The organism is Methanocalculus sp., assembly GCF_030651615.1.
Taxonomy (GTDB): Archaea; Halobacteriota; Methanomicrobia; order Methanomicrobiales; family Methanocorpusculaceae; genus Methanocalculus.
Map to the genome: position 1 here is coordinate 1 of NZ_JAUSCG010000112.1, position 21,555 is coordinate 21,555.

Consider the following 21,555-nt stretch of genomic DNA (forward strand, 5'->3'; position numbering starts at 1 on the left):
CCGTGGCTGAACCCGCATCATACCGTGAGGTGACAGAGATCCAATCCTTCAGAAGCGGATCATACCAGAGAATGATCGACTGCTCGTTGCCAGGTGCCGTCAGGATGATCGGGATATCGATCTCTCCATCCTGCGGCTCGATCTGAAAGGCGATCCCGGGCACAGTCCCAGTACCCGGAGGTATATGTATGACCGGTTTGAGGGTCAGGCGGGATGAGACATACCCCTCACCACTCTGAACCCGGCTCCCCTCACTGATGATCAGTGAGAACATACCACTCTCAAGACGGGTCGCGGGGATCCTGCCATCATCCACTGCATACACCGCCGTCCCGACAGAAAGACGTTCTTCAGGCATGATAATGAGAGATGGATCATCAACTGCATCCTCAACTCCCCTCTTCCGGATGATGAGGATGAGATGCCGGTTCTCCATATAATCACCGGTGCCCCCATCGTCTGCATAACTCTGGAGGAGAGCAGTATTTTCAGACTCGATGAGATGATCACGAACCGGCAGCTTAATGAGGGAGATCTCAGATGATCCGCCAGTCAGGGTGTTGACCCACTCCATATCGTTCATCATAACCCGGTTCAGATCGCCTCCAAGCCCGGATGCCGCCGTCGATACCGCGATCAACTCTGCATGCGATATCATCCCGATGTCAGGTACACCATCAAAGTATGCGGTGGTTGTCGCATCCTCTGTCGTTGTTCCAAACGCGGGATCGGCAAGGACTGCATCACACCCTTCGGTGATCCAGTACTCTATCACGGGTGCATCAGGCACTTCTGAAAGGATAAGCAGGGATGAGCCATACAGGGCAAATGTATCCCCGGAACTGCCATCATTGGTGATTCTGAAGGTGTAATTGCCAGATGATCTGATCCGCTCATCCAGATCAAAGGCAAAGGTATTGACGAGGTAGTCAAACGCACCATATCCTTTCCGATCTCCATAGGTCGCCGCCAGCGGAAGGCTGTACCCGTCCATCACCACCTTAACCGTAGGTGTTCTCCCTTCCCTGCTATTCGTATTATGCCCCCATGTGGTGTAGACATACAGGCGGCCATCAGCAACCGTTGCATTCTCCGGCAGGAAGAGCTGATGAGTCTGTTCGTCCCCTTTCCCGACCTCGAGGAGACCGGTGTAGATACCGGCAGTCGTCATACTGAGTGTTCCATTGATCTCACCCCTCCGGTACAGGTCAAGGGGACCGCCATGATATCCGGTACCGGCTGCACCCCCTCCTCCGTCTCCGGAAAGTGCGATGATCTCCCGTTCCAGTTTAAAGATAAGATCAACGAGATCATCCTCAATGACGACCACCTCCAGAGAGGCATCTTTGTACCCTGCCAGTTTCACGGCGACGGTATGATCCCCAACCAGAATATTCTTCATAAGAACCGGGGTCTTCTTCGTTGTATTCACCCCGTCAACGAAGACCCAGGCACCAGCTGGTGTTGACTCAACTGATATTTCGCCGACCTTCGGCTCCTCCTCAGGATAAGAGATCGTGAGGAGGGCGAGCGGAATCTTAAAGAAGGTATCATCCGGTTGTTTCTGATAATCCAGAGTCAGAGCAGACTCTCCAGTGACCAAATCAAGCACATCCCACCGGTTCGATCCCGAGTACGAGCCCTGCGGCTTCCTCCCTTCAAACTCCTCGCCATTGATCCAGTATCTTCCATCAACGCTTGAGAGATGGATCACCGAGAGGGAGGCAGCAACCGGATCATCATCGGCGACAGGGAGATCAAAACCGGTCTGGCCGACATACACCTCATCATGATAGGAGGAGGCATCATGCCCCTGATTCACCCGATAGTAGACCTGATCAGTCGTCCCGTCATCATATGCGACAACGAGGGCAACCAGCTTGATCCTGCCGTCGAAGGTGCCGGTGTAGCCTGCTGGCCGTGCCGTCTTCACTTCGGCATTCACCTTTGTACCTTTGATCAGGCCACCGACATCATACCAGTAGAGATAGTCGCTCGTGACACGGTTCCCATTCCCAAACTCAACAGGGCCGGCTCCCCCTTCTCCGGGCCAGCCGTACCCGGAGTTCAAATATTCGTTCCAGGACCGCTCATAGATCCCGTCGCCATCGCCATCAAACCGAACATCCATCGCCACCGGATAGTTCTCCCGCATATTACCGCAGTAGACGGCAACATAGAGCCGGGCCCATTTCACACCGGTATGAGCCGGAATGGAGTAAGTTTTCTGAACCGTCGTCCCACCGAGGCCATAGAAGGCATCATAGTACAGTCCGCCTGAGACAACACCCTCCTCAACGGTCTTTAGCGGGATACCGCCGACATAGGTATCTGCTGATGCTATCGGAACGATGAGGAGGGCGGCTACCAGCATTCCAATCAGAATAGATGTGACATCCCGCATACTTTCCCCCTAGAGTGAACGGATCGCATCTGCCGGATGGAGTCGGGCCGCCTTCAGTGCCGGATAGATCCCGGAAAGGAGTGATAGCACAATTGCGATCACCATCCCGATAAGAAGGATCTCAGGCGTCACCATAACAATATCCGCACCAGCAAACCCGGAGAATCCTGCACCAAGCTCTGCAATGACAAAATTTCTCCCGACTGAGTTGATCACCCCTGCAAAAGCGACTCCAAGGAGATTTCCGAGGATACCACCCGCGATCCCGATGAAGAGGCATTCGGAGAGGATTAACCGGAGGATATCTCCGGATGACGCCCCGATCGCCATCGATATCCCGATCTCGCGTGTCCGTTCAAAGACCGAGATGATCATCGTGTTCATGATCATGAGTGCCCCGATCACAAGCGAGATCCCGGTGAATCCGGAGAGGACCATCACGATGATATCAAAGAGCTGGTTCACCGCCCGTATCTGTTCAAATGCGCCATGTGAAGCTAAACCAAGCCCATTCACCCGTTCAACAACAGGAAATACCATATCCGGGCTCTCCACCCTGACAAAGACGGAGTCAAACGGCCCCTCCGTTCTGCCGCTATCGGTGATCATCAGGAGATCAAGTTCATCTCCACGCTCTCTGAGAACGCCGACGAGGATGAACTCCTGCCTGATATCGGCAGGCCGCCCCTCCTCGTCATAATCGCGGAGGAGGAGGGTGAACCGATCACCGATCCTGATCCCTTCGTACCTCCGGAGTGTCTCTGCAAGATCGTAGCCGAAGACCACCTCCTCTGTACCCGTCTGTACACCCCGTCCATCCAGGTATGTGGGTGTAAAGACCGATTCAAAACCGCTATACGCTGCATCCAGTGCAGAGATGAAGGTCTGCCGTTCGGTTGCATAGGTGATCCGTTGAGATGGCACCGCCCCTGCGATAGCAGGGTCCCGTTCTATCTCTCCAATCTTCTGGCCGGTGATCGGTATCATCACCCCGTCCCGGATATCGGCATTCACCTCAAGGAGCGTCAGATCAGACTGGTCTTTTATCATCTCAACAGAGAGGGTACGCACCCCTTCCCCAAGTGAGACGACACCGACGACCGCAGCAACACCGATCGCAATACCGAGCATCGTCAGAAGGAATCGCAGCCTCTTCCTCGTCACCTGGCGAAAGGAGACCGTCGCAACATCGGAGAGCCGCACCATTATGCAACCAGCCTCCCATCAGCAAGATGGATCGTCTGATCGGTCCCGATCCAGATCCCAGGTTCATGCGTGACGATCAGAAATGTCGTCCCCGACTCATCGTTGATGCTCTTCATCAGCGAAATAATCTCACCACCCGTCGTCGAATCGAGGTTTCCGGTCGGCTCATCCGCAAGCACAAGAGAGGGGTTTGCAACGAGTGCCCGTGATATCGCCACACGCTGCTGCTGACCACCCGATAACTCACCCGGGAGATGGTCGGCCCGATCCAGGATCCCAACGAGCTCAAGCATCTCCATCGCCCGCTTCTTCCGCTCGGTCTTTGGGACACCGGAGAAGATCAGCGGATACTCGACATTCTCAGATGCCGTCATTCCGGAGATGAGGCTGAAATGCTGGAAGACAAAACCAAGCCGCGTCCTCCTGAGATCAACAAGCTGGTGTTGATTGGTGTAATCCACCGTGGCTCCGGCGATCCGAACAGTACCACCGGTCGGCTGATCGAGGCAGCCGATAATATTCAGCAATGTCGATTTCCCGCTGCCGCTCCTCCCGGTGACGGTAACATACTCACCCTCTTCAACAGAGATGGTAACACCGTCAAGGGCCATCACCTCCCTGCCAAACCGCTTCTGCAGATCCTCGGTCTGGATGATCGCTGCCATTCTATCACCCTCCGTACCTGATATCAAGGACCGCATTGGTCAGGGTAAGATAGTCCCCGTTATCCTTGACAAGAACAGTATTGCCGGTCTCCCGGAGGTACTGCCTCACATCCCGGTAATCGACTCCGATCTGGTTGATCTCATCAGAAACAAAGGCATCATACCAGACCTTCCCGTTATATCCGGGGAAGATCGCAGCGATGATCGACTCGATGAAACCCGGGAGGTTGCCCCCCCTCTCCCTGTTGATGAATATGGCATTCTTCTGCGGGATCTCGGTTCGTGTATGCCCGCCGGATGGCGCAACCAGGAGGAGATCTGCGGTTGTGAGATCGCGGGTTCTCACATCCCCTTCAAAGAGGATCGCTGAACTGGCCATCGCCTGCGTGATCCCATGGCTTGCATAGAGCATATCGCATCCTTCAGATACCCAGATCATCCCCGGCAGCTCAGAGCTGTACACGATGAGGAGAGCAGCACCCATCAGGACGACCGTCCTTGTATCATCCGCACCATTCACAACCGAAATGGTGATCTCCCCATCTCCATGGAGAGGGTGTGGTGGCTCATATGTATCCATCCCTGAGAAGAAGTCATTTGCAGAGACGAAGCCCTTTGAATCGGTGTACCGATCGATGAGAGGCAGTGGCATACCATCTGCTAAAACCTGAAAGGACGGGTAGATCGCATCCTGACCGATCCGGCTCCATGACCAGTACAGATAGATCCGCTGGTAGAGTACCTCCGCACCATCCGGTACGGCATACGGAAGCTGTACAGCATACCCATCACCTGGAGAGAGCGAACCCCCATACGTGCTGTTCCCGGTCGAGAATGAGTATGCCGCCGGGAGATCGGTATAAAACGTGGTGACAAGGGGCTTATCACCAGCATAACTGGCTGAGGAAGTACAGACAAGGAGAAGAGTGAGGACGACCGCAATACTACGAAAAGACATAGGTCATCTCCATGCTGTTATCAGCGATATTCCGCTCCTTCAGAATATTTCGTTCATCCGCCACCACCCTGACAGTATGCCTGCCCGGTGTCGTATAGATCGGGATAGCGACCTGATGCTGACCCCCTGCCGGTATCCCTTCGGCAACCCGCATCACCGCAGCCCGTTCTCCGTCCAGATAGACGGTCACCTCAAATGCAGGGGCATCGCTTCCGCCATTATTCCTGATCGTGACCGGGAGATCATAGGCGACATACCCGCCATCTGCCGAGGCAACCGGTATCATGACTCCAAGTGAGGAGATGACGAGTGCTGCGACGAGAACGCCTGCGATCATCTCCCCTGACCGGAATCTGAAGAGGAGAAGGGCAAAGAAAATGGCTGCGATCCCAAGCACTGCCGGAACCGGACTTGCTTCTGCAGGAACCGCCGTACCTGCCCCGGACCTGACCGGATTATGTATCATCACCGCCAGATCAGGAGGGGTGCCGACGGTGATCGTACGAACCATCTCATTATTGTCGGGATTTCGATCCCCTGCCACCTCTGCCGTGACTGATAAGGCAATCGTCCCGGATGCCGGCTTCCAGGGAACAGAGACTGATACCTGCCCGTCATACGATAGGGTGACCGTCTCTTCTGCAAATTGTTTGCCGTCAGCGCTGAAGATGATCTTCACCGGACCATCCGGAAGACCGCCATAATTGCTGATATCCGCAGTCACCGTCGCGGTCTCACCGGCATATGCATTTGTGGTTTTAACCGCCGTTACAGCCAGATCAGGAAGAGTATGGCCTGCATCCTTCTTCAGCGTGAGAACCGCAAGAACCGGATGAATATAATCCTCCCCTTCAATCAGTGAGCCGGTTGTTGCAATCTGACCATCAAAATCGAGGTCACGCCCACGCTCAAAGGTGATCTCGTTCACACCCCTGACATATCCGGTGACATCGAACCGCTCGGCATCCATATACCGTGACGGGATCCCCTCTTTGCCGGTCGCAGAGAATGATCGTTCATTCCCGATGTCACGGGTACCATCTGATCCTTCAATCCCAAGATCGTGGCGATTGATCAGGAGATAATCGGGCTGACCGGCATTTGATGCGATGAGTGTAATAAAGAGTTCCGCCTCTTTCAACCCGTTGAGGTCGGCACCTTCAAAGACCGTTGTCGAGGAGTCTTTCCAGGTCGGGTTTGTCCCTGCCCATCCCTCTCCATGCAGGTTCTCATTTCCTTCTGCAATCCAGTACTGCACCCGTCCGGAGGCGGGATCTTCGACACCGGCGATCACAATCACCCCATATACCCGCCCGTCAAGCCGGTTGCCGGTCTCTCCTCTGCTTGTACTCACTGAAACAAGGTTCTGGCCGGACCTGAGGAGATCGGTTCCATCATAGGCGATCCAGTAGGATCCATGGCTTGCTGCATAGACATCCCGGTTCCGATCGCGTTCCCCTTCAAGCTGAAACCGTGCTTTCTGGATATTATTTACGGTAATATCCGCCCATCCGGTATACTGTTCGGTCCCCCCCCAGACACCGGCATAGATCCTGGCAAAGACCGGTTTGGACGGGAGGTTGAACCTCAGATCAATAGGAGGTGCATCCAGCCCGTATGTACCGAAGAAGAGTACCTCACCATTCATCTCACCCACAATCACCGGCTCAACCGGGATCCCATCCCAAGCATAGATGGCTGAACCCGTAGGTATGCTGAGGGCAATGATGATAAAGAGCAGAGGTATCCTCAAGGTACTATATCCCATAATTATACATACACAGTATTACAAGATAAAAATTTTTTATTTGGTTCACCCGGATCAGATCATCGGGAGGGGTCAGATCTCTTCCTGCGGATCTCATCCATCGTCATGATGTGAATCCCGCCACCCTGCATCTCACCATCTGATCCATCCAGCCGATCCTCAAGCCACCCCTCCACCTCAAGATAGGTCTCCCTGAGCCCTTCTGAGATCTCAGGGTCGGGTTTCCAGAGGCCACGCGCCTCCGCCTCGAGGAGCCGCCGCCCGATCTCTTCCAGTGCAAAGGGATTCTGCTCCCGGAAGAAGGTGCGGTTCTCCTCATCCAGAACAAAGGTCTTTGTAATATCGTCAAATATCCGATCATCCACCTCACCGGTTGATGCCTCCCACCCATAGATAGTACCGACCCGTTTTGCGATATCGCCTCCCCCTTTGTACCCATGCCGTCTCATCCCCTCAATCCAGACAGGATTTAAGATCTTCGACCTGACCACCCTTTGAATCTCAGCAGCCAGTGTCCTGACCTCCACCTGCGACGGGGTCCTGGTATCACCATAGTAGGATTCAACCGGATGATCAGAGAGATGCCGTGCAGCTGCGGTCATACCGCCGTGAATTCCGAAGTAACAGCAGCAGCCGGTGAGATCATACTCATCGGTTGATGTCTTGTTGAAGGTCGCCTGTACTGTCGAGAGTAATGCAGAGAAGCCGGACTGATCAATCGTTCCGGCATCCCCATTCCCATATGAGTACCCGTTCCACTCGATGAATATCTCCGCAAGATCTTTCTCTTCCCTCCATGCAGAGGCGAATACCGCAAGATTGACCCCATTGCCATAGGTACCCGGGCGGCTTGAGAAGAGCCGCCTTGATGTGCCGCTTTCCCGCGTATGTGCACGAATCGGATTCCCTTCATCAGGCTCATCCAGTGCAGAAACCAGAGAGAACGCCGAATCAAGCAGTTCTATTGAAGAGAAGAAGCAGTCACGGAGGATGGCAGAGACCCTGATGGTCAGATCGATGCGTGGGCGTCCAAGCTCTTCGATCGGGATGATCCGAAACGAGACGACCCGGCCTGACCGCCAGATCGGTTCAACACCGATGAGATGAAGGATCGCTGCAAACTGTTCGCCATCTGCCCACATCAGGTCGGTCGACTGCCAGTACATCGCAACCGAACGGGGATACTCACCATGCTCCTCCCGGTATGTAGCGATGAGAGCATCTGCAAGCCTCTTCCCGACCATCCATGCCGCCTTCGTCGGGACCGTTGCAGGGTCGAGGGAGTAGAAGTTTCTGCCGGTTGGGAGGATATCGGGCCTGCCCCGTGTGATCAGCCCTGAAGGACCTGGTTGGATGAAACCGCCTTCCATCCCATGCAGAAGAGCTGCGATCTCATCTGTTTCTTTGATCCCTTTCTCAAGGCTCCGGATCAGTTCTCTCAAAAGAGCAATCTGAGCTGCTGTTCCCGGGAGCGGGGGGCGGCCGCAGGCGATGAGGACTGCATCAGCATCTGTTGCACCACTGAGGATCGCGGTCACGAAAGCATATTCACTCTCTTCACGATTTTTCAACGGTTCATTCCCGTATCCGGGCCCAAAAAGTGCAGCGGAGATGGCATCATCAAACCGGGCCGCCGCATGGATAAACCGGATCCGATCCTCACCAGAAGGTCGCTCTCCGAAGATATGCATCCCATCAGGTATTCGTGAAGAGGCGATCTCTCCGAGTGATCGGTGGAGACGCAAAACATACTCTGAGAAACCATCGTGACCAGCAGGCATCCCGATCTCTTCAGAAAGGCCCGATGCAGTGACGGCATCGGCTATCAGGTGCTGAAGGCTGTGTGCCCGTGCCGGATCATCCGCCTCAGCGCGGGTGTACTCGTCCAGAAGGGTCTCAAGCTCCTTCAGCTCACCATAGAGGCCGGAAGCCTGCATCACCGTCTGCATATGGCTGATGAGCACCGCTGCCGCACGGCGTTTGGCGATCGTCCCTTCCGGAGGGTTATCTGCATTATAGATGTAGAGATGCGGCATGCTGCCGATCATCAGATCAGGGAAGCACCGACCGGAGGGTGCGGCAGATTTTCCCGGCAGAAACTCAAGGTTGCCATGAGTTCCGACATGGATGACCAGATCGGCACCAAAGACCCGTTCGAGCCACCGGTAGGTCGCCAGGTACTGGTGTGTCGGCGGCACCTCAGGATCATGGAGGATCTTACATGCAGAGCCGTCACATCGTGACCCGGCGCACCCACGTTTCGGCTGGACACAGACGACGGCATTCCCATAGGAGACCCCGGTGACGATGATCTGCCCCTCATGTACCATCGCCGGGGGTATGCCATCGATCTCCTCACCCGGAGGCTCACCCCATGCCGCGACCATCTGAGAACGAACCATGGGGTCGAGTTCGGAGAACCAGCCCCGATACTCCTCCTCTCCGATCAGGGCAAGGGCCCCTCCTGATCTGACGATGGATGAGACCGTTGTCCACCGGAAGTCACTGATCGCCCGCCGATCCAGTATCGTCCCGATCAGTTCATCTCCATCTGCCGGAGGAAAAACCCGATACCCTGCTGCCTGCATCACATGCAGGATACGGGCAGTACTCTCAAGGGTATCGAGGTGGGCTCCGGCGCCAACTGTTGCCTCAACTGATGAACAGGGTTTGTTATGGAGGATAAAGGCTATCTTCCGATCAGCAGGGTCTTTTGCTCTGAGCGTGAGCCATGACCTCACCCGGTTTGTGATTCGGTCGATCCGCTCAGGTATTGGGAGGTGGATCTCTCCTTCTTCTGATCCGAAGGGGAGCATCTCGATCATCCCCTGCATCTCGGGAAGAGCGACGCTCCATGCGCACTCCATCGGAGGAAGACCAAGAGTCGAGGTAAGCCACTCCTCCTGACTCTGGTGGTACAGGAGGAGTGGGTGGATGACCGGGCAATCAAGACGCTCAAAACAGCCTTCCGCCACACCCTGATCACCGGATCGGAAGACCGGCTGGAGGTTGATGATGAGATCTACATCAGAGCCGAACCATTCCCCGGCAACCTCAGGGCCAGACCGGGCGCCAAGTGCGAGGTCGCCACCTGAAAGGCAGAAGATGGTGATGACATCTGCAAACGTCTCAATCTCTCTGATCAGTGCATCAACAGCCAGAATATCGCCGTTTGCCCAGTATGCCCGTGAGAAGACGATCCCAACCCGCGATGGATGCCGCTTCGGCCTCCATGCCAGGTACTCCTCCGGACTGAGGAAGGTATCAGGTGCATCAGGATGATAAATTCCTTCCCAGGGGAGTTGATGAGGCTCCTCTATCCTGGAGGTATCACCCGCGACAACAGCAGAAAGAAGCCGGATCATCCGCCTGTAGTTCTCCTCGCCCCCATGCGTGGCATATGCAGATACGGCAGCGACAAGTTTGATCGGAACGTTTGAGAGTCTCCAGAATGCCTGATCATAGCCGAATGAGATGATTGGGATATCAGATCGGATCGATGGGATCAGATCGTCCCATACCGAATGCTGCGATGGATGGAGGAGGATGATGTCTGCATCCTTCTGGTCGAGGTAGAAACGGGAGAGAGCATCCGGGTCATTGATCTTATGTGTTCTGGTGATCGCACACCCGACCGATTCGGCTTCTGCGGCTTTTGAGAGGAGGGTCGCATCTGATCCCCAGACGATGGCTGCTATCTTCATGGTATCAGACCTGCTACCGGGCGCAGAGGGGTGACGATGAGACCGGCCTCAGGATCCATAAATATCCGCGATTCCACCTGGTACACCTCGCGGATACGCTCCTCGGTGATGAGATCTTCTGGCTCTCCGATACCAACGATTCTGCCATCCTTCAGCATCATCAGGTGATCGGCATATCGTGCAGCGATTGTGAGATCATGGACCGCCATGATGACGGTGATCCCGGTCTCTTTTGAGAGTCTTTGAATTGTCGAGAGTGCTTCAAGCTGATGGTGAATGTCAAGGCTGTTCGTCGGCTCATCAAGGAGGAGGACGCGGGGGTTCTGTGCAATGGCACGGGCAATCAATACCCTCTGCTGCTGCCCACCGGAGAGTTCGTTGTACTCGCGATCAACAAGCTCCTCAATATTCAGGAGACGGATCGCCTCCTCGACATACCGGAGATCCTCATCTGTTGACCGCCACCCCATATGCGGGGTTCGCCCCATCATTACGACATCAAAGACGGTAGCAGCTGCAATCCTCGCCCCGGTCTGAGGGACATATCCGATCATCTCTGCAACCGCCCTCCTCCCCATATCATGGATATTTCGACCGTCGATCAGGATCGTCCCGATCGGCCTGAGGATCGTATCGATACAGCGGATCAGTGTCGTTTTGCCCGAGCCATTCGGCCCAACGAGGCAGGTGATACCTCCGCTCTTTATCTCAAACGTCAGATCATGGAGGATTCTGGTGCTCTGGTACGAGAAGTTCAGGTTATTGACCGTAATTGTTACCAATAGTCTCGCCTCCTGCGCAGGAAGAGATAGAGGAAGAAAGGAACACCGAGGAATGCGGTCATGATCCCGACCGGGAGGATCATCGGGGCCATTATCATCCTTCCGATACTATCAGCCGCAAGCAGGATGATAGCACCCATTAGTGCGGTTCCCGGGAGGAGGAACCGGTTGTCGCCACCGATGATCATCCGGGTGATATGGGGGGCGACAAGCCCGATGAACCCGATGGTTCCGGTGAAGCAGATCACCCCTGCTGTCAGGAGGGAGGCGCCACCCATCCCGATCAGCCGGACCCGTTCAACCGCGACCCCGAGGCTTGCTGCCGTCTCGTCACCTGCTGCAAGGGCATTGATGCTCCGGGCATAGAAGATGAAGATCGGGAAGGTGAGGGCACAGATCAGGAATGCAATCGTCACGGTATCCCAGGTAGCCCTCCCGAGGCTCCCGAACATCCAGAAGACGACCGCATGGACATCTTCAGAGGTTCCGATGTACTGGAGAAAGCTTGTCAGTGCCGAGAAGAGGTACATAATCGCAATCCCGGCCATGATCATCGTCTCCGGGGTGATCCCCCGTACCTGTGCAAGACCGTAAACAAGTGCTGCAGCGAGCAGGGTGAAGATGAAGGCATTTGCAGCGATAAGATAGCCGCCTGCAACGAACCCGGCTCCGAGGATGATCGCAAGTGATGCTCCAAAGCTCGCAGCTGAGGCGATACCAAGGGTAAAAGGGCTTGCGAGGGGGTTTCTTAGGATCCCCTGCATCACTGCACCTGCAAGACCGAGGGCCGCCCCGGTTAAGATTCCCATCAGGATACGGGGGAGACGGTAATCCCAGACGATCGTCCCTGCTTCTGATCCGGCACCAGGCCCTGCGAAGATAGTGGCATAGACCTCAAGGACACTGATAGGATACGATCCGAGTGTTGCCGCTACCCCTGTCAGGAGGAGGAGGAGGAGTGCAAGAGCAAACAGGATAAGAATTCTGCTCCTCGTCCTCTGCAGATACCCATCGAGTATACGGCTCTGCTCCATCACGTATCACCCAGACGGGTAGTAGAAGGTCCCACTCGTCCTGATCTCTTCACCGGCATGGGTGAACTCTCTCAGATACTCTGCATGAACTGCATCGGTATTGATATCAGCGAATCGATCCGGATAGAGCCATGATGCGACCTTGAGGACAGCAACAGGTGAGACGGTTCCAAATCCGAATGCAGACGAGATGACATAGACCCTGTCATCCCTGACCGCCGGGATGCGACTGAACCCCGGCATCCCCATCAGATCATCCCGTGACTCCCGGAAGAGCGCCTCTTCACCAGTGATATACCCGCCTTTCCCGGACCAGATCAGGACCACATCAGGCCGCTGGCTGATCACCCACTCATTCTCGACATCAGCATATCCGCTCACGTGACCGGAAGCGACGTTGAGTCCCCCTGCCGCGACCAGGATATCATGCATACCGGTTCCATCAGACATCGTTCTGCGGCCAGAACTCTTCCCGCTTCCGTAGTCGATGAAGACACGAACCCGCTCTTCATCAGGTATCGAGCCGACCCGTTCATTCACAAGCGAGAGTATATCATCATACCAGGAGAGGTATGCAGCCGCTTCTTCTGATCCTCCGGTGATATGAGCGAGATCTGAGAGTTCTGATCTGAAGATATCCGCCTTATACAGATCCATTCTGATAACCGGGATCCGTTTTGGGAGATGCCGCTCAAGCTTCTCGGTATCCGGCCAGAGCACGTACGAGATGAGGAGATCGGGGCGTACAGCGAGAATTGCCTCGATATCAGGTTCGTTGTACTTCCCGATATTCGGAAGACCGGCGAGATCTGGGAACTGGAGCGGAGCTTTTGTGATCGTATCACCGACCCCGACGATCCGATCAGAAAGGCCGATGACTGATGCGGCATCAGCGGCATTTGAGTTCATCACGACGATCCGTTCAGGAGGACGGTAGAGGATGACAGCCCTGCCGCCTGAGTCGGTGATGCTTCTTGGGTAATCAGGATAGAGAGAGGCGGCATCACGGAGGAGATCGATACCAGGACCTTCTCCTTTCATCTCTGAAAGTATCCCCGCGGCAAGGAGATTCCGGGCATCATCTTCGGCAGATGCAAGCGCACCGGCAGGTGCAATAATGAGCAGAAGCAGGATGAGACCTGTGATCCATCTCATGGTATGCGCCTCCGGAGCGTGATTGCAGCCAGAGCAAGCGCACCGATGACCACAAGAACAGGTGCAGGAGACTGTACTCTGGTGGTGACACCACCCTCTGAGATTGGGAGGGTGGTCCCATCGATCTCCGGCAGACCTGATCCTATCAGAGTATAGACGATCTCCTCCTCCCCGATGACAGCAAATCTAAGATTGACCCCTTCAATCTCAGTCTGATAGTTCGGATGCATCGTTCCACTGAAGAGATACCCAGCTGGAATCACCTCGGTAATTCCCATGATCATATCATCAGGAAGGGTGAGCCGGACAGTGACAGTGCCATCTCCATTCTGCGATATTGAGCGCTCGATGTTTGCTGCGGAGACACCGGAGCAGAGCATGAGAATGAGAAGAATGAGAAGGAACCACCGCAATCGATACATGATAACTATTCAGCAGTGAGATGTTAAAAATTTATTTCTTTGTGGTAATAAATAGGAGGATAGAATGTAGGATAGCAAAAAGTAATTATTTATTTTAAATAATTATGATAAAATATGAAAAATTAATCTTGCAGGAACGATGGTGAGATGACTGGGCCGATCCCGGATCGGATCGGGGAGTGAAAAACTCTGATTATCCATTACTTTTCATACCTCCCCATCCAATGGCTACGTAGTGAGCAGATTTGTTTTAATAATTCTTACAATTGATCTAAAATAGTATGCAATTTAGTTGAATGATGCATAACTAGTAATAACAATAATGAGAATAGTGGAATGATGCGATACACCCCTCTTCATCAAACCCTCCCGTTCACCGCTATTGTCGGGCAGCATGAGATGAAACGCGCCCTCATCCTCAATGCAATCAATCCGATGATCGGTGGCGTGCTGATACGCGGAGAGAAGGGGACAGCCAAGTCAACGGCAGTCCGGGCACTTGCAGCCCTCCTCCCACAGATCCGGATCACCCCGGGGTGTCCGTTCTCCTGTGATCCGGATTGCCCTGATGAGTGCTGCCGAATCTGTCAGGAGTCGGATGCAGCAGAGGTTGCAACAAGACCGGTCAGGATCGTCACCCTTCCACTTGGAGCAACCGAGGATCGGGTCATTGGCACGCTTGATCTGAAGACTGCAATCAAGGAGGGGATCACCGCCCTCGATCCGGGCCTCCTCGCTTCGGCACACCGGGGGATCCTCTATATCGACGAGGTGAACCTCCTCGACGATCATATCATCGACCTCCTCCTTGATGCCGCCGCAATGGGGGTGAATATTATTGAGCGGGAGGGGATCTCGATCTCCCACCCGTCACGATTCATCCTGATCGGGACGATGAATCCTGAGGAAGGGGAGATCCGCCCACAACTCCTCGACCGCTTCGGCCTGATGATCTCAGTCGAAGGGATGGCCGATCCGGAAGACAGAATGGCTGTCATCGCTGCAGTTCTGGAATGGGGTGCCGATCCGGGAGGGGCTGAGGATCGGCAGGAATCAGCCTGCAATGAGCTGAGGAGAGCAATACTGAGGGCCAGAGAGACCCTTTTACAGACGACGGTCTCTGAAGATCTCATCCGATCGGTCGTTGATGCATGCATTAAACTCGGTATAACTACGCATCGTGCCGAGATCACCGTTATCCGGACAGCAAAGACGATCGCAGCCTTCGAAGGCAGGCGGGAGGTCACAGCAGAGGATATCAGGGAAGCGATGAGGCTCGCCCTCCCTCATCGGATGAGAAGAAGGCCGTTTGAAGAGCCGCAGCTTGATCCGGAGATCCTTAACGAGATGATCCCGGACCCCCCTGATGATGAGGCACCAGGGGAAGGAAACGATCAGGGAGATTTTGAAGAGAAGAGTTCACCAGGTTCCGGAGCCAGCAGGATGGCACAGCATGGTATCGGATCGGGCAGGGATACTTCACGTATATGGAGAGATCAGGCACCGGATCGGAATCTGAGGAGGGTGGGGGATGGAAAGCGTATAGAGACCCCAACCGAAGAACCCCGTGGCCGCCGGAGGAGCACCGGTGAAACAGATCGCTGGGAGGGAATCGCTATTGATGCGACGATCCGATCAGCAGCACCAAAGCAGGCTGGAAGAGAGAGGGACGGTAATGCGATCGTCATACAGGATGAGGATCTCAGAAAGGTACGCAGGCGGGGAAAGGCTGAGGTCGCCTGTGTCTTTGTCGTTGATGCAAGCGGATCGATGGGTACTGAGAAACGTATGGAGAGTGCAAAGGGGGCTGTCTTCTCGCTGCTCGAAGATGCCTATATTAACCGTGACCGGGTAGGTCTTGTTGCGTTCCGGGGAACATCAGCCGACCTCATCCTCCCACTCTCCCGGAGCCCCGAACTCGCACTGCGGCGGCTGAGAGAGATACCAACCGGTGGACGGACACCGCTTGCCGCAGGTCTTCAGAAGGGGTTTGAGGTACTGAACCGCGAGATGAGAAAGAAGCATGATATCATCCCGATAATGATGCTCATCTCAGACGGTCGGGCAAATGCAGGAGAGGGGGCCATTCGCCAGGAGCTTGGAATGCTCTCGGATATAATTGCAGAATGTGGAATACGCACCATTGTCATCGATACGGAAGCAGCAGAAAACGGCCAGTCCTTATCTCTTGGGTACTGCCGTATGATCGCAGAACGGACTCATGGAAGCTATCATGCCATCTCTGATCTCTCACCAGGGGTCATTGAGTCGATTGCCCGTGAGGAGAAGGGGTTCTGGACCGGATCATAATGAGGATTATCTGAGGCTTTTTGCACGAATAGAGAGGATGATCTTGTTAAAAACCAACAGAGATGACAGAGATCGTGCAACAGCCTCCTCTGATGAGGGATTTAACGTGATATAATTTTGAGGAGTAAAGAGTAGTGCTCACGCAAAGCCGCAAAGACGCAAAGGAGGGTTACATAACACCGATACAGAGGAGCTTGGCATCCTTGAGCGTCCTTAAGCGTGATCCAATTTCAAAGGAGATAGAAAGAGGAAAACTCACGCAAAGCCGCAAAGACGCAAAGGTGGTTGCTAACACCGATAGAGAGAAACTTTGCGTCCTTGAGCGTGATCCCATTTTCAGGGATATAGAACGATCTTCACGGCAGGGCGCAAAGCTGCAAAAGGGCGGTTGCATGGATTTCTCAATCAGGGAATGGCTGTGGTTCGTGCGGGCAGCCTCATCTGCGAGACTTTATGTATCTCCGGGGATGATCATCTGGTATGCCAATCAAGGTCCTCGCCTTTGCAGGCTCCCCTCGCCGGCACGGCAACTCAGAGACACTCCTCGACTGGGTGCTCGATACCATGCAGAGAGAGCCGGGTGTCGAGGTGGAGAAGCATGCCCTTACCGATATCACTATCGCCCCCTGTAAAGGTTGCAATGCCTGTGAGAAGCTGAATACCTGTATTCAGAAGGACGATCTCGTCTGGGTCGAACAGAAGATCATCGATGCCGATATCATCATCCTCTCTGCCCCTATCTTCTGTATGGGGATCTGTGCCCAGGCAAAGGCACTTATCGACCGGGCGCAGGTCTTCAGATCACGGAAGTTCGTCCTGAAACTCCCGATTGTCCCACCTGATCGGAAGGGTAAACGAATCGGGATCTTTCTCTCGTCTGCCGGCCAGGACTGGGATTATGTCTTTGATGCGGCGATTCCGTCTGTGAAGTGCCTCTTCCATGTGATCGATGTGAAGAATAAGGATATACGATACCTGATGGTGAATAATGTCGATGAGAAGGGGGCGATCTATAAGCATCCCCGAGCAGAGAGAGATGCTCATGCCCTTGCTCATGAGGTCATCGCCACGATGCGTGAGATGAAAGGAGATGTTGCATGAAGGCGATCGGGATCTCAGGCTCACCAAGACGGCATGGAAATACCGAGACGCTCCTTGATGCGTTCCTTGAAGGGGTAGCATCGGAAGAAGCGGATGTCTCAAAGGTGGTGCTCCGGGAGCTTGAGTTCTCATCATGCAAAGGCTGTAATGCCTGCCATAAGACCGGGGTCTGTGTTCTGAAGGATGAGCTGACCCCACTCTTTGACGAGATCCTGGATGCTGATATCCTCGCCCTTGCTTCTCCCATCTACTCGATGGGGGTGACGGCTGAACTGAAGGCATTCATCGACCGGGGACAGGTCTACTGGGCCCGGAAGTTCATCTTAAAGGATCTCTACTTTGACTATCACCATATCAAACGGCATAAGGGCTTCTTCATCTCGACAGCAGGCCAGAACTGGGACCATGTCTTTGACGGAGCATACCCGGTGATCACCGCATTCTTCAACGATACCGGATTTGAATATCAGGATAATATCATCGCCAATAATATGGATGAATATAAGGGGATTAAAGGGCATCCGACGGCGCTTGAGGATGCAAAGGAGAGGGGGAGGAAGGTGGTGGGGGAATTGGAAAGGATTTAAGAGAGAGAAGTGAGGAGAGGTGGCAATTCGCATCTTTGAGAACATCCGATGACATTTTTCGGGCAAATATGGTTATTTGGAAAATGGGTTATAAATAACCAAACCCGGAACATCATGAAAATCTTTTACATTCCTGGTGATTAGAATCGCATTCAGTGATAAAGCAGATGCGGCGATAACGGCATCAGGAAGTGAGATATTGGCATAGCTTCGAATATCGATGGTGCTCTCTGCAATTGCAACTGTCAAAGGGAGGCACCTTGCACAATCAAGTAGCTTCTTTGCTTTCTCCAGACCTTCATGGGTGTGCCCTTTCCATCCAAGAAGCTCTATTCGGGTTATTATTGAAATATTAAAGGATTCCAGAATGACTCTCTCGATAAACGATCTCTCTTCATCTTGAAGAGCGCCAGCCAGATAATAAATAAGAATATTTGTATCGATTAGATACGATGTCATATGCGCATCCATTCTCTCCGAAGTGACCGGGCAACCTTATCTGGATTTTTTATAGTGTCACGGTAAATTCCATAGCACTCCTCAGGATTGCAGGGTGAGATCCGGGGTTTCTGGAGTTGAAGCGTCTGTTCCCAGAGTTCTATTGGAATGATGACACTTTTTTTGTGGCCGCTGGCATCATACACATACTGGATGTCATTCATTACACTCCTGTTATTGCTTCGGGAGAATATAGTTATCCCATTGGAACGTTGGTCAATCCCATTGAATAGTTATCTATGATTATCAAAGGAACCGAGAGAAAAACGATAAGATCCGGAGTAAATACCAGAGGGGAACCTCGATCATTTCATAACCATGGAATACGCATTTCTTCATGACAGGGGGTAAGGCAGTGAATGTAATCGAAAAGAGGGGAACCCGATCCCTCCATCAAAGGGAGATTATTAACAGGCTGAAACAAGAGATGCCAACACTTCAGAGACAATTTGGCATTAAACGGATCGGATTGTTTGGATCATATGCACGGGATGAAGCCGGTGAGATGAGTGATATTGATCTTCTGGTCTCTTTTGAAGAGGAGAAAGAGCGTTTTCGTACATTTATGCAATGCATTTTTTATCTCGAGGATATTTTCGGCAAAAACGTTGAACTTATCGCAGAACATGCACTCGATTCCAGAATCAGACCGGTTGTTATTGATGAGGTGATCTGGATTTGAAGACAGATGCATTTTATATCAGCCATATTATTCATGAGATTGATTACATCCAGAAAAAATGCGAAGATAAAACCATTGATGACCTCTATTCAGATGAGGATCTTCAACATATCGTATCCCGGGCCTTAGAAATCATTGGCGAAGCGTCAAAGAATATCTCTCCTGAGATGAAGAGCGCTCATGCTCAAATCCCCTGGAAAGAGATGAGTGGAATACAGGATAAGATCATTCACGGCTATTTTTCAATCAACTGGATTATTGTATGGGATGTTATTACTCATGAAATCGGGGATATAAAAAGCCAGCTTTCAGAGATTCAATAGAATATAGAATGGGGAGAAAATCTCACGCCCCCTAGCCCCCATAATCAGAGGTAAAAGAGCGCCCCATACAACAAGACGAACGACACCGCAATCAGCACCCCAAAGACCGCCGGATTCCAGGCGAGCACCTTCTTCCCATCAAGCGGGCCAAACGGGAGCATATTAAACGCAGCGAGCATCGCATTGATCTTTATCCCGACAGCTCCGGTAAGGATCGCAAACCAGCCAAGGCCAAATGTCATCCCTCCGATCAGGAGCAATCCAAACGGAATACAGAGGATGAGATTGGTGATCGGACCAGATGCCGAGATAACCCCGTTCTCACGTTTTGAGAGGTTTGGCCCATAGATCATCGTGGCACCGGGTGCTGCGAAGACGACACCGACAAGGGCTGCAATCGCAACAGCAACGAGGAGCATCTGGTTATCCTTCCGAAATTCCGCCCAGTACCCATACCGGATCGCTGTGAATTTGTGGGCAAGCTCATGGAGGACAAAACCCACCCCGACGGTGATCAGCGAGAGGATGAAGTAGAGTGCCACCATCCCGAGATCCACTCCGGAGACAGAGATTCCCCCTGCCAGTGCGAGGGTGAACGCGAGGGCAAGCGCTAACCAGGCAATGCCGAGATCCTTACGCTCGCGTTCGGTGATACGCTCAATCATAGTATTATCTCAACGCGGCAGGAGATAGGGTTTCTGATGAGGGTACCGGTTCTATACAGAAATCCCATCATAGCAGGAGAGCAGGCATCGCATCTGGATCTAAAAAATCTTAGAAAAAACCAAACTTAGACAATTCTCACACATAGTATCTAAAAATCATATTATAAGCATTATAGAATATGTGCAAGAGATATAGATTTAAATAAAAAGGGATTCGAAAAGGACGTATGATCAAACACTCTGCGACACTCTCCTGGTCTATAACGATACTGCTCCTTCTCCTTCTGATTACACCTGCTTATGCTCTGGACTCTCAAACAGCGGTCGAATCATATAACGCAGATTCTTCTGCCAACCTCACCATGGCACCGATAAATCCTATGTTTCTCAAATACCATGAAAAATTAACAGAACGATCTTTATTCTTCCAATCTGCCGAGGAGGCAATAACCGGGTTCATCCCCTCACCTGTTGACTTCTCCTATACAAAAGGTATGCAGATCACACAGGAAAACAGAATTCAGCAATTCTTTGAAACACCCAGATTCGATCTCCGGGATGAAGGAAGGGTATCGCCGGTGAAAGATCAGGGGAATGAAGGCACCTGCTGGGCATTTGCAGCATATGGATCGCTTGAATCGTACCTCCTCCCGGATGAAGGATGGGACTTCTCAGAGAATAACATGAAGAATATCCTTAAACCGATCTACCCGGAGGGGTTCGATTATGACTATGGCGGGGATCATTTCATGTCCACCGCATACCTTGCACGAGGGTCAGGGCCGATACTCGAGGTTGACGACCCCTATCGGGTCGGATCAACCTACTCACCCCAGGATCTTCCCCCGGTGAAGAGAGTACAGACAGTTTACATCTACCCCCTCCGTGACGGAGACCTTGATATCGGGATGTTAAAGAGTACAATCAGAGAATACGGAGCCCTCTTTGTGGCTTTCAGCTATCAGCCCTCTGATTATAACCCTGAGACATTCGCATTCTATTCAGCCATTACAAAAGAGGCAAACCATGCAGTCATCATCACCGGCTGGGATGACACATTCAGTCGAACCAACTTCAGTACCCAACCTCAGGACGATGGGGCATTCATCGTCAGGAACAGCTGGGGAACGGAATGGGGCGATGATGGGTACTTCTATATCTCATATAATGATGTAAATCTCGATTTCCCCGTCATCTTCACCGCAGTCGAAACCGATGCCTATGACCGGGTGTACCAATATGACCCACTCGGGCTTGTAAGTAAGATCGGTTTCTCATCAGAGGTTGCCTG

19 protein-coding genes are annotated in these 21,555 nt (G+C 52.9%); 6 read left to right on the top strand and 13 right to left on the bottom strand.

Annotation, left to right across the window (positions count from 1 at the left end; genetic code table 11):
* The 10 genes from Q7V06_RS05005 to Q7V06_RS05050 form a co-directional block, all read right to left on the bottom strand.
* Window positions 1–2,404 (bottom strand): DUF3344 domain-containing protein (locus tag Q7V06_RS05005; RefSeq protein ID WP_304839007.1); only part of this gene is annotated, 2,404 nt, incomplete at its 3' end.
* A gap of 9 nt (window positions 2,405–2,413) precedes the next feature.
* On the bottom strand, window positions 2,414–3,610 hold the full coding sequence (locus Q7V06_RS05010; RefSeq protein ID WP_304839008.1) for an ABC transporter permease: 1,197 nt from the start codon (window positions 3,608–3,610) through the stop codon (window positions 2,414–2,416).
* Window positions 3,610–4,275, bottom strand: coding sequence for an ABC transporter ATP-binding protein (locus Q7V06_RS05015; RefSeq protein ID WP_304839009.1), 666 nt, complete (start codon window positions 4,273–4,275; stop codon window positions 3,610–3,612). Before Q7V06_RS05015 ends, Q7V06_RS05010 begins: the two co-directional genes overlap by 1 nt.
* A 4-nt stretch (window positions 4,276–4,279) precedes the next feature.
* Window positions 4,280–5,233 (bottom strand): DUF3344 domain-containing protein, encoded by a 954-nt coding sequence (locus tag Q7V06_RS05020; RefSeq protein ID WP_304839010.1) that lies wholly within the window; start codon window positions 5,231–5,233, stop codon window positions 4,280–4,282.
* Window positions 5,220–7,001 (bottom strand): DUF3344 domain-containing protein, encoded by a 1,782-nt coding sequence (locus Q7V06_RS05025; RefSeq protein WP_304839011.1) that lies wholly within the window; start codon window positions 6,999–7,001, stop codon window positions 5,220–5,222. The genes Q7V06_RS05020 and Q7V06_RS05025 overlap by 14 nt, the downstream gene beginning before the upstream one ends.
* A 59-nt stretch (window positions 7,002–7,060) precedes the next feature.
* Complete coding sequence (locus Q7V06_RS05030; protein WP_304839012.1) at window positions 7,061–10,705, bottom strand: cobaltochelatase subunit CobN; 3,645 nt, start codon at window positions 10,703–10,705, stop codon at window positions 7,061–7,063.
* A complete protein-coding gene (locus Q7V06_RS05035) occupies window positions 10,702–11,487 on the bottom strand; it encodes an ABC transporter ATP-binding protein (RefSeq protein WP_304839013.1) in 786 nt (261 codons plus the stop codon). The genes Q7V06_RS05030 and Q7V06_RS05035 overlap by 4 nt, the downstream gene beginning before the upstream one ends.
* Complete coding sequence (locus tag Q7V06_RS05040; protein ID WP_304839014.1) at window positions 11,481–12,521, bottom strand: iron ABC transporter permease; 1,041 nt, start codon at window positions 12,519–12,521, stop codon at window positions 11,481–11,483. The genes Q7V06_RS05035 and Q7V06_RS05040 overlap by 7 nt, the downstream gene beginning before the upstream one ends.
* Before the next feature lie 6 nt (window positions 12,522–12,527).
* Window positions 12,528–13,676 carry an ABC transporter substrate-binding protein gene (locus tag Q7V06_RS05045; protein ID WP_304839015.1) on the bottom strand — a complete coding sequence of 383 codons (1,149 nt, stop codon included), beginning with the start codon at window positions 13,674–13,676 and terminating at the stop codon, window positions 12,528–12,530.
* Complete coding sequence (locus Q7V06_RS05050; RefSeq protein ID WP_304839016.1) at window positions 13,673–14,098, bottom strand: hypothetical protein; 426 nt, start codon at window positions 14,096–14,098, stop codon at window positions 13,673–13,675. Before Q7V06_RS05050 ends, Q7V06_RS05045 begins: the two co-directional genes overlap by 4 nt.
* 336 nt (window positions 14,099–14,434) lie before the next feature.
* Between Q7V06_RS05050 and Q7V06_RS05055 the strand changes: the two genes are divergently transcribed.
* The 3 genes from Q7V06_RS05055 to Q7V06_RS05065 all read left to right on the top strand — a co-directional run bounded on the left by Q7V06_RS05055 (window position 14,435) and on the right by Q7V06_RS05065 (window position 18,096).
* Window positions 14,435–16,408 (top strand): magnesium chelatase subunit D family protein, encoded by a 1,974-nt coding sequence (locus Q7V06_RS05055; protein ID WP_304839017.1) that lies wholly within the window; start codon window positions 14,435–14,437, stop codon window positions 16,406–16,408.
* A 480-nt stretch (window positions 16,409–16,888) separates the two neighbouring features.
* Complete coding sequence (locus tag Q7V06_RS05060; RefSeq protein ID WP_304839018.1) at window positions 16,889–17,509, top strand: flavodoxin family protein; 621 nt, start codon at window positions 16,889–16,891, stop codon at window positions 17,507–17,509.
* Window positions 17,506–18,096: a flavodoxin family protein gene (locus Q7V06_RS05065; protein ID WP_304839019.1), complete on the top strand. Its 591-nt coding sequence runs from the start codon at window positions 17,506–17,508 to the stop codon at window positions 18,094–18,096. The genes Q7V06_RS05060 and Q7V06_RS05065 overlap by 4 nt, the downstream gene beginning before the upstream one ends.
* 72 nt (window positions 18,097–18,168) lie before the next feature.
* Here the strand turns inward: Q7V06_RS05065 and Q7V06_RS05070 are convergent, their stop codons facing one another.
* Entirely contained in the window at window positions 18,169–18,567 is a 399-nt protein-coding gene (locus Q7V06_RS05070) for a type II toxin-antitoxin system VapC family toxin (protein WP_304839020.1), read from the bottom strand.
* A complete protein-coding gene (locus Q7V06_RS05075) occupies window positions 18,552–18,758 on the bottom strand; it encodes a hypothetical protein (RefSeq protein ID WP_304839021.1) in 207 nt (68 codons plus the stop codon). The genes Q7V06_RS05070 and Q7V06_RS05075 overlap by 16 nt, the downstream gene beginning before the upstream one ends.
* Before the next feature lie 173 nt (window positions 18,759–18,931).
* On the opposite strand from Q7V06_RS05075, the gene Q7V06_RS05080 reads away from it, so the two are divergent.
* Together Q7V06_RS05080 and Q7V06_RS05085 are read left to right on the top strand one after the other, a co-directional pair.
* A complete protein-coding gene (locus Q7V06_RS05080; protein ID WP_304839022.1) occupies window positions 18,932–19,276 on the top strand; it encodes a nucleotidyltransferase family protein in 345 nt (114 codons plus the stop codon).
* Window positions 19,273–19,599: a DUF86 domain-containing protein gene (locus tag Q7V06_RS05085; protein WP_304839023.1), complete on the top strand. Its 327-nt coding sequence runs from the start codon at window positions 19,273–19,275 to the stop codon at window positions 19,597–19,599. The genes Q7V06_RS05080 and Q7V06_RS05085 overlap by 4 nt, the downstream gene beginning before the upstream one ends.
* A 44-nt stretch (window positions 19,600–19,643) precedes the next feature.
* Here the strand turns inward: Q7V06_RS05085 and Q7V06_RS05090 are convergent, their stop codons facing one another.
* Complete coding sequence (locus tag Q7V06_RS05090; protein WP_304839024.1) at window positions 19,644–20,264, bottom strand: peptidase M50; 621 nt, start codon at window positions 20,262–20,264, stop codon at window positions 19,644–19,646.
* 227 nt (window positions 20,265–20,491) lie between these two features.
* On the opposite strand from Q7V06_RS05090, the gene Q7V06_RS05095 reads away from it, so the two are divergent.
* A partial coding sequence (locus Q7V06_RS05095) for a C1 family peptidase (protein WP_304839025.1) occupies window positions 20,492–21,555 on the top strand: 1,064 nt, incomplete at its 3' end.

Excerpts from the sequence above, each read along its gene's own strand:
- Q7V06_RS05010 (WP_304839008.1), bottom strand. The coding sequence starts at position 3,610 with ATGGTGCGGCTCTCCGATGTTGCGACGGTCTCCTTTCGCCAGGTGACG.
- Q7V06_RS05015 (WP_304839009.1), bottom strand. The coding sequence starts at position 4,275 with ATGGCAGCGATCATCCAGACCGAGGATCTGCAGAAGCGGTTTGGCAGG.
- Q7V06_RS05020 (WP_304839010.1), bottom strand. The coding sequence starts at position 5,233 with ATGTCTTTTCGTAGTATTGCGGTCGTCCTCACTCTTCTCCTTGTCTGT.
- Q7V06_RS05025 (WP_304839011.1), bottom strand. The coding sequence starts at position 7,001 with ATGGGATATAGTACCTTGAGGATACCTCTGCTCTTTATCATCATTGCC.
- Q7V06_RS05030 (WP_304839012.1), bottom strand. The coding sequence starts at position 10,705 with ATGAAGATAGCAGCCATCGTCTGGGGATCAGATGCGACCCTCCTCTCA.
- Q7V06_RS05040 (WP_304839014.1), bottom strand. The coding sequence starts at position 12,521 with ATGGAGCAGAGCCGTATACTCGATGGGTATCTGCAGAGGACGAGGAGC.
- Q7V06_RS05045 (WP_304839015.1), bottom strand. The coding sequence starts at position 13,676 with ATGAGATGGATCACAGGTCTCATCCTGCTTCTGCTCATTATTGCACCT.
- Q7V06_RS05050 (WP_304839016.1), bottom strand. The coding sequence starts at position 14,098 with ATGTATCGATTGCGGTGGTTCCTTCTCATTCTTCTCATTCTCATGCTC.
- Q7V06_RS05055 (WP_304839017.1), top strand. The coding sequence starts at position 14,435 with ATGATGCGATACACCCCTCTTCATCAAACCCTCCCGTTCACCGCTATT.
- Q7V06_RS05060 (WP_304839018.1), top strand. The coding sequence starts at position 16,889 with ATGCCAATCAAGGTCCTCGCCTTTGCAGGCTCCCCTCGCCGGCACGGC.
- Q7V06_RS05065 (WP_304839019.1), top strand. The coding sequence starts at position 17,506 with ATGAAGGCGATCGGGATCTCAGGCTCACCAAGACGGCATGGAAATACC.
- Q7V06_RS05070 (WP_304839020.1), bottom strand. The coding sequence starts at position 18,567 with ATGGATGCGCATATGACATCGTATCTAATCGATACAAATATTCTTATT.
- Q7V06_RS05075 (WP_304839021.1), bottom strand. The coding sequence starts at position 18,758 with ATGAATGACATCCAGTATGTGTATGATGCCAGCGGCCACAAAAAAAGT.
- Q7V06_RS05080 (WP_304839022.1), top strand. The coding sequence starts at position 18,932 with ATGACAGGGGGTAAGGCAGTGAATGTAATCGAAAAGAGGGGAACCCGA.
- Q7V06_RS05090 (WP_304839024.1), bottom strand. The coding sequence starts at position 20,264 with ATGATTGAGCGTATCACCGAACGCGAGCGTAAGGATCTCGGCATTGCC.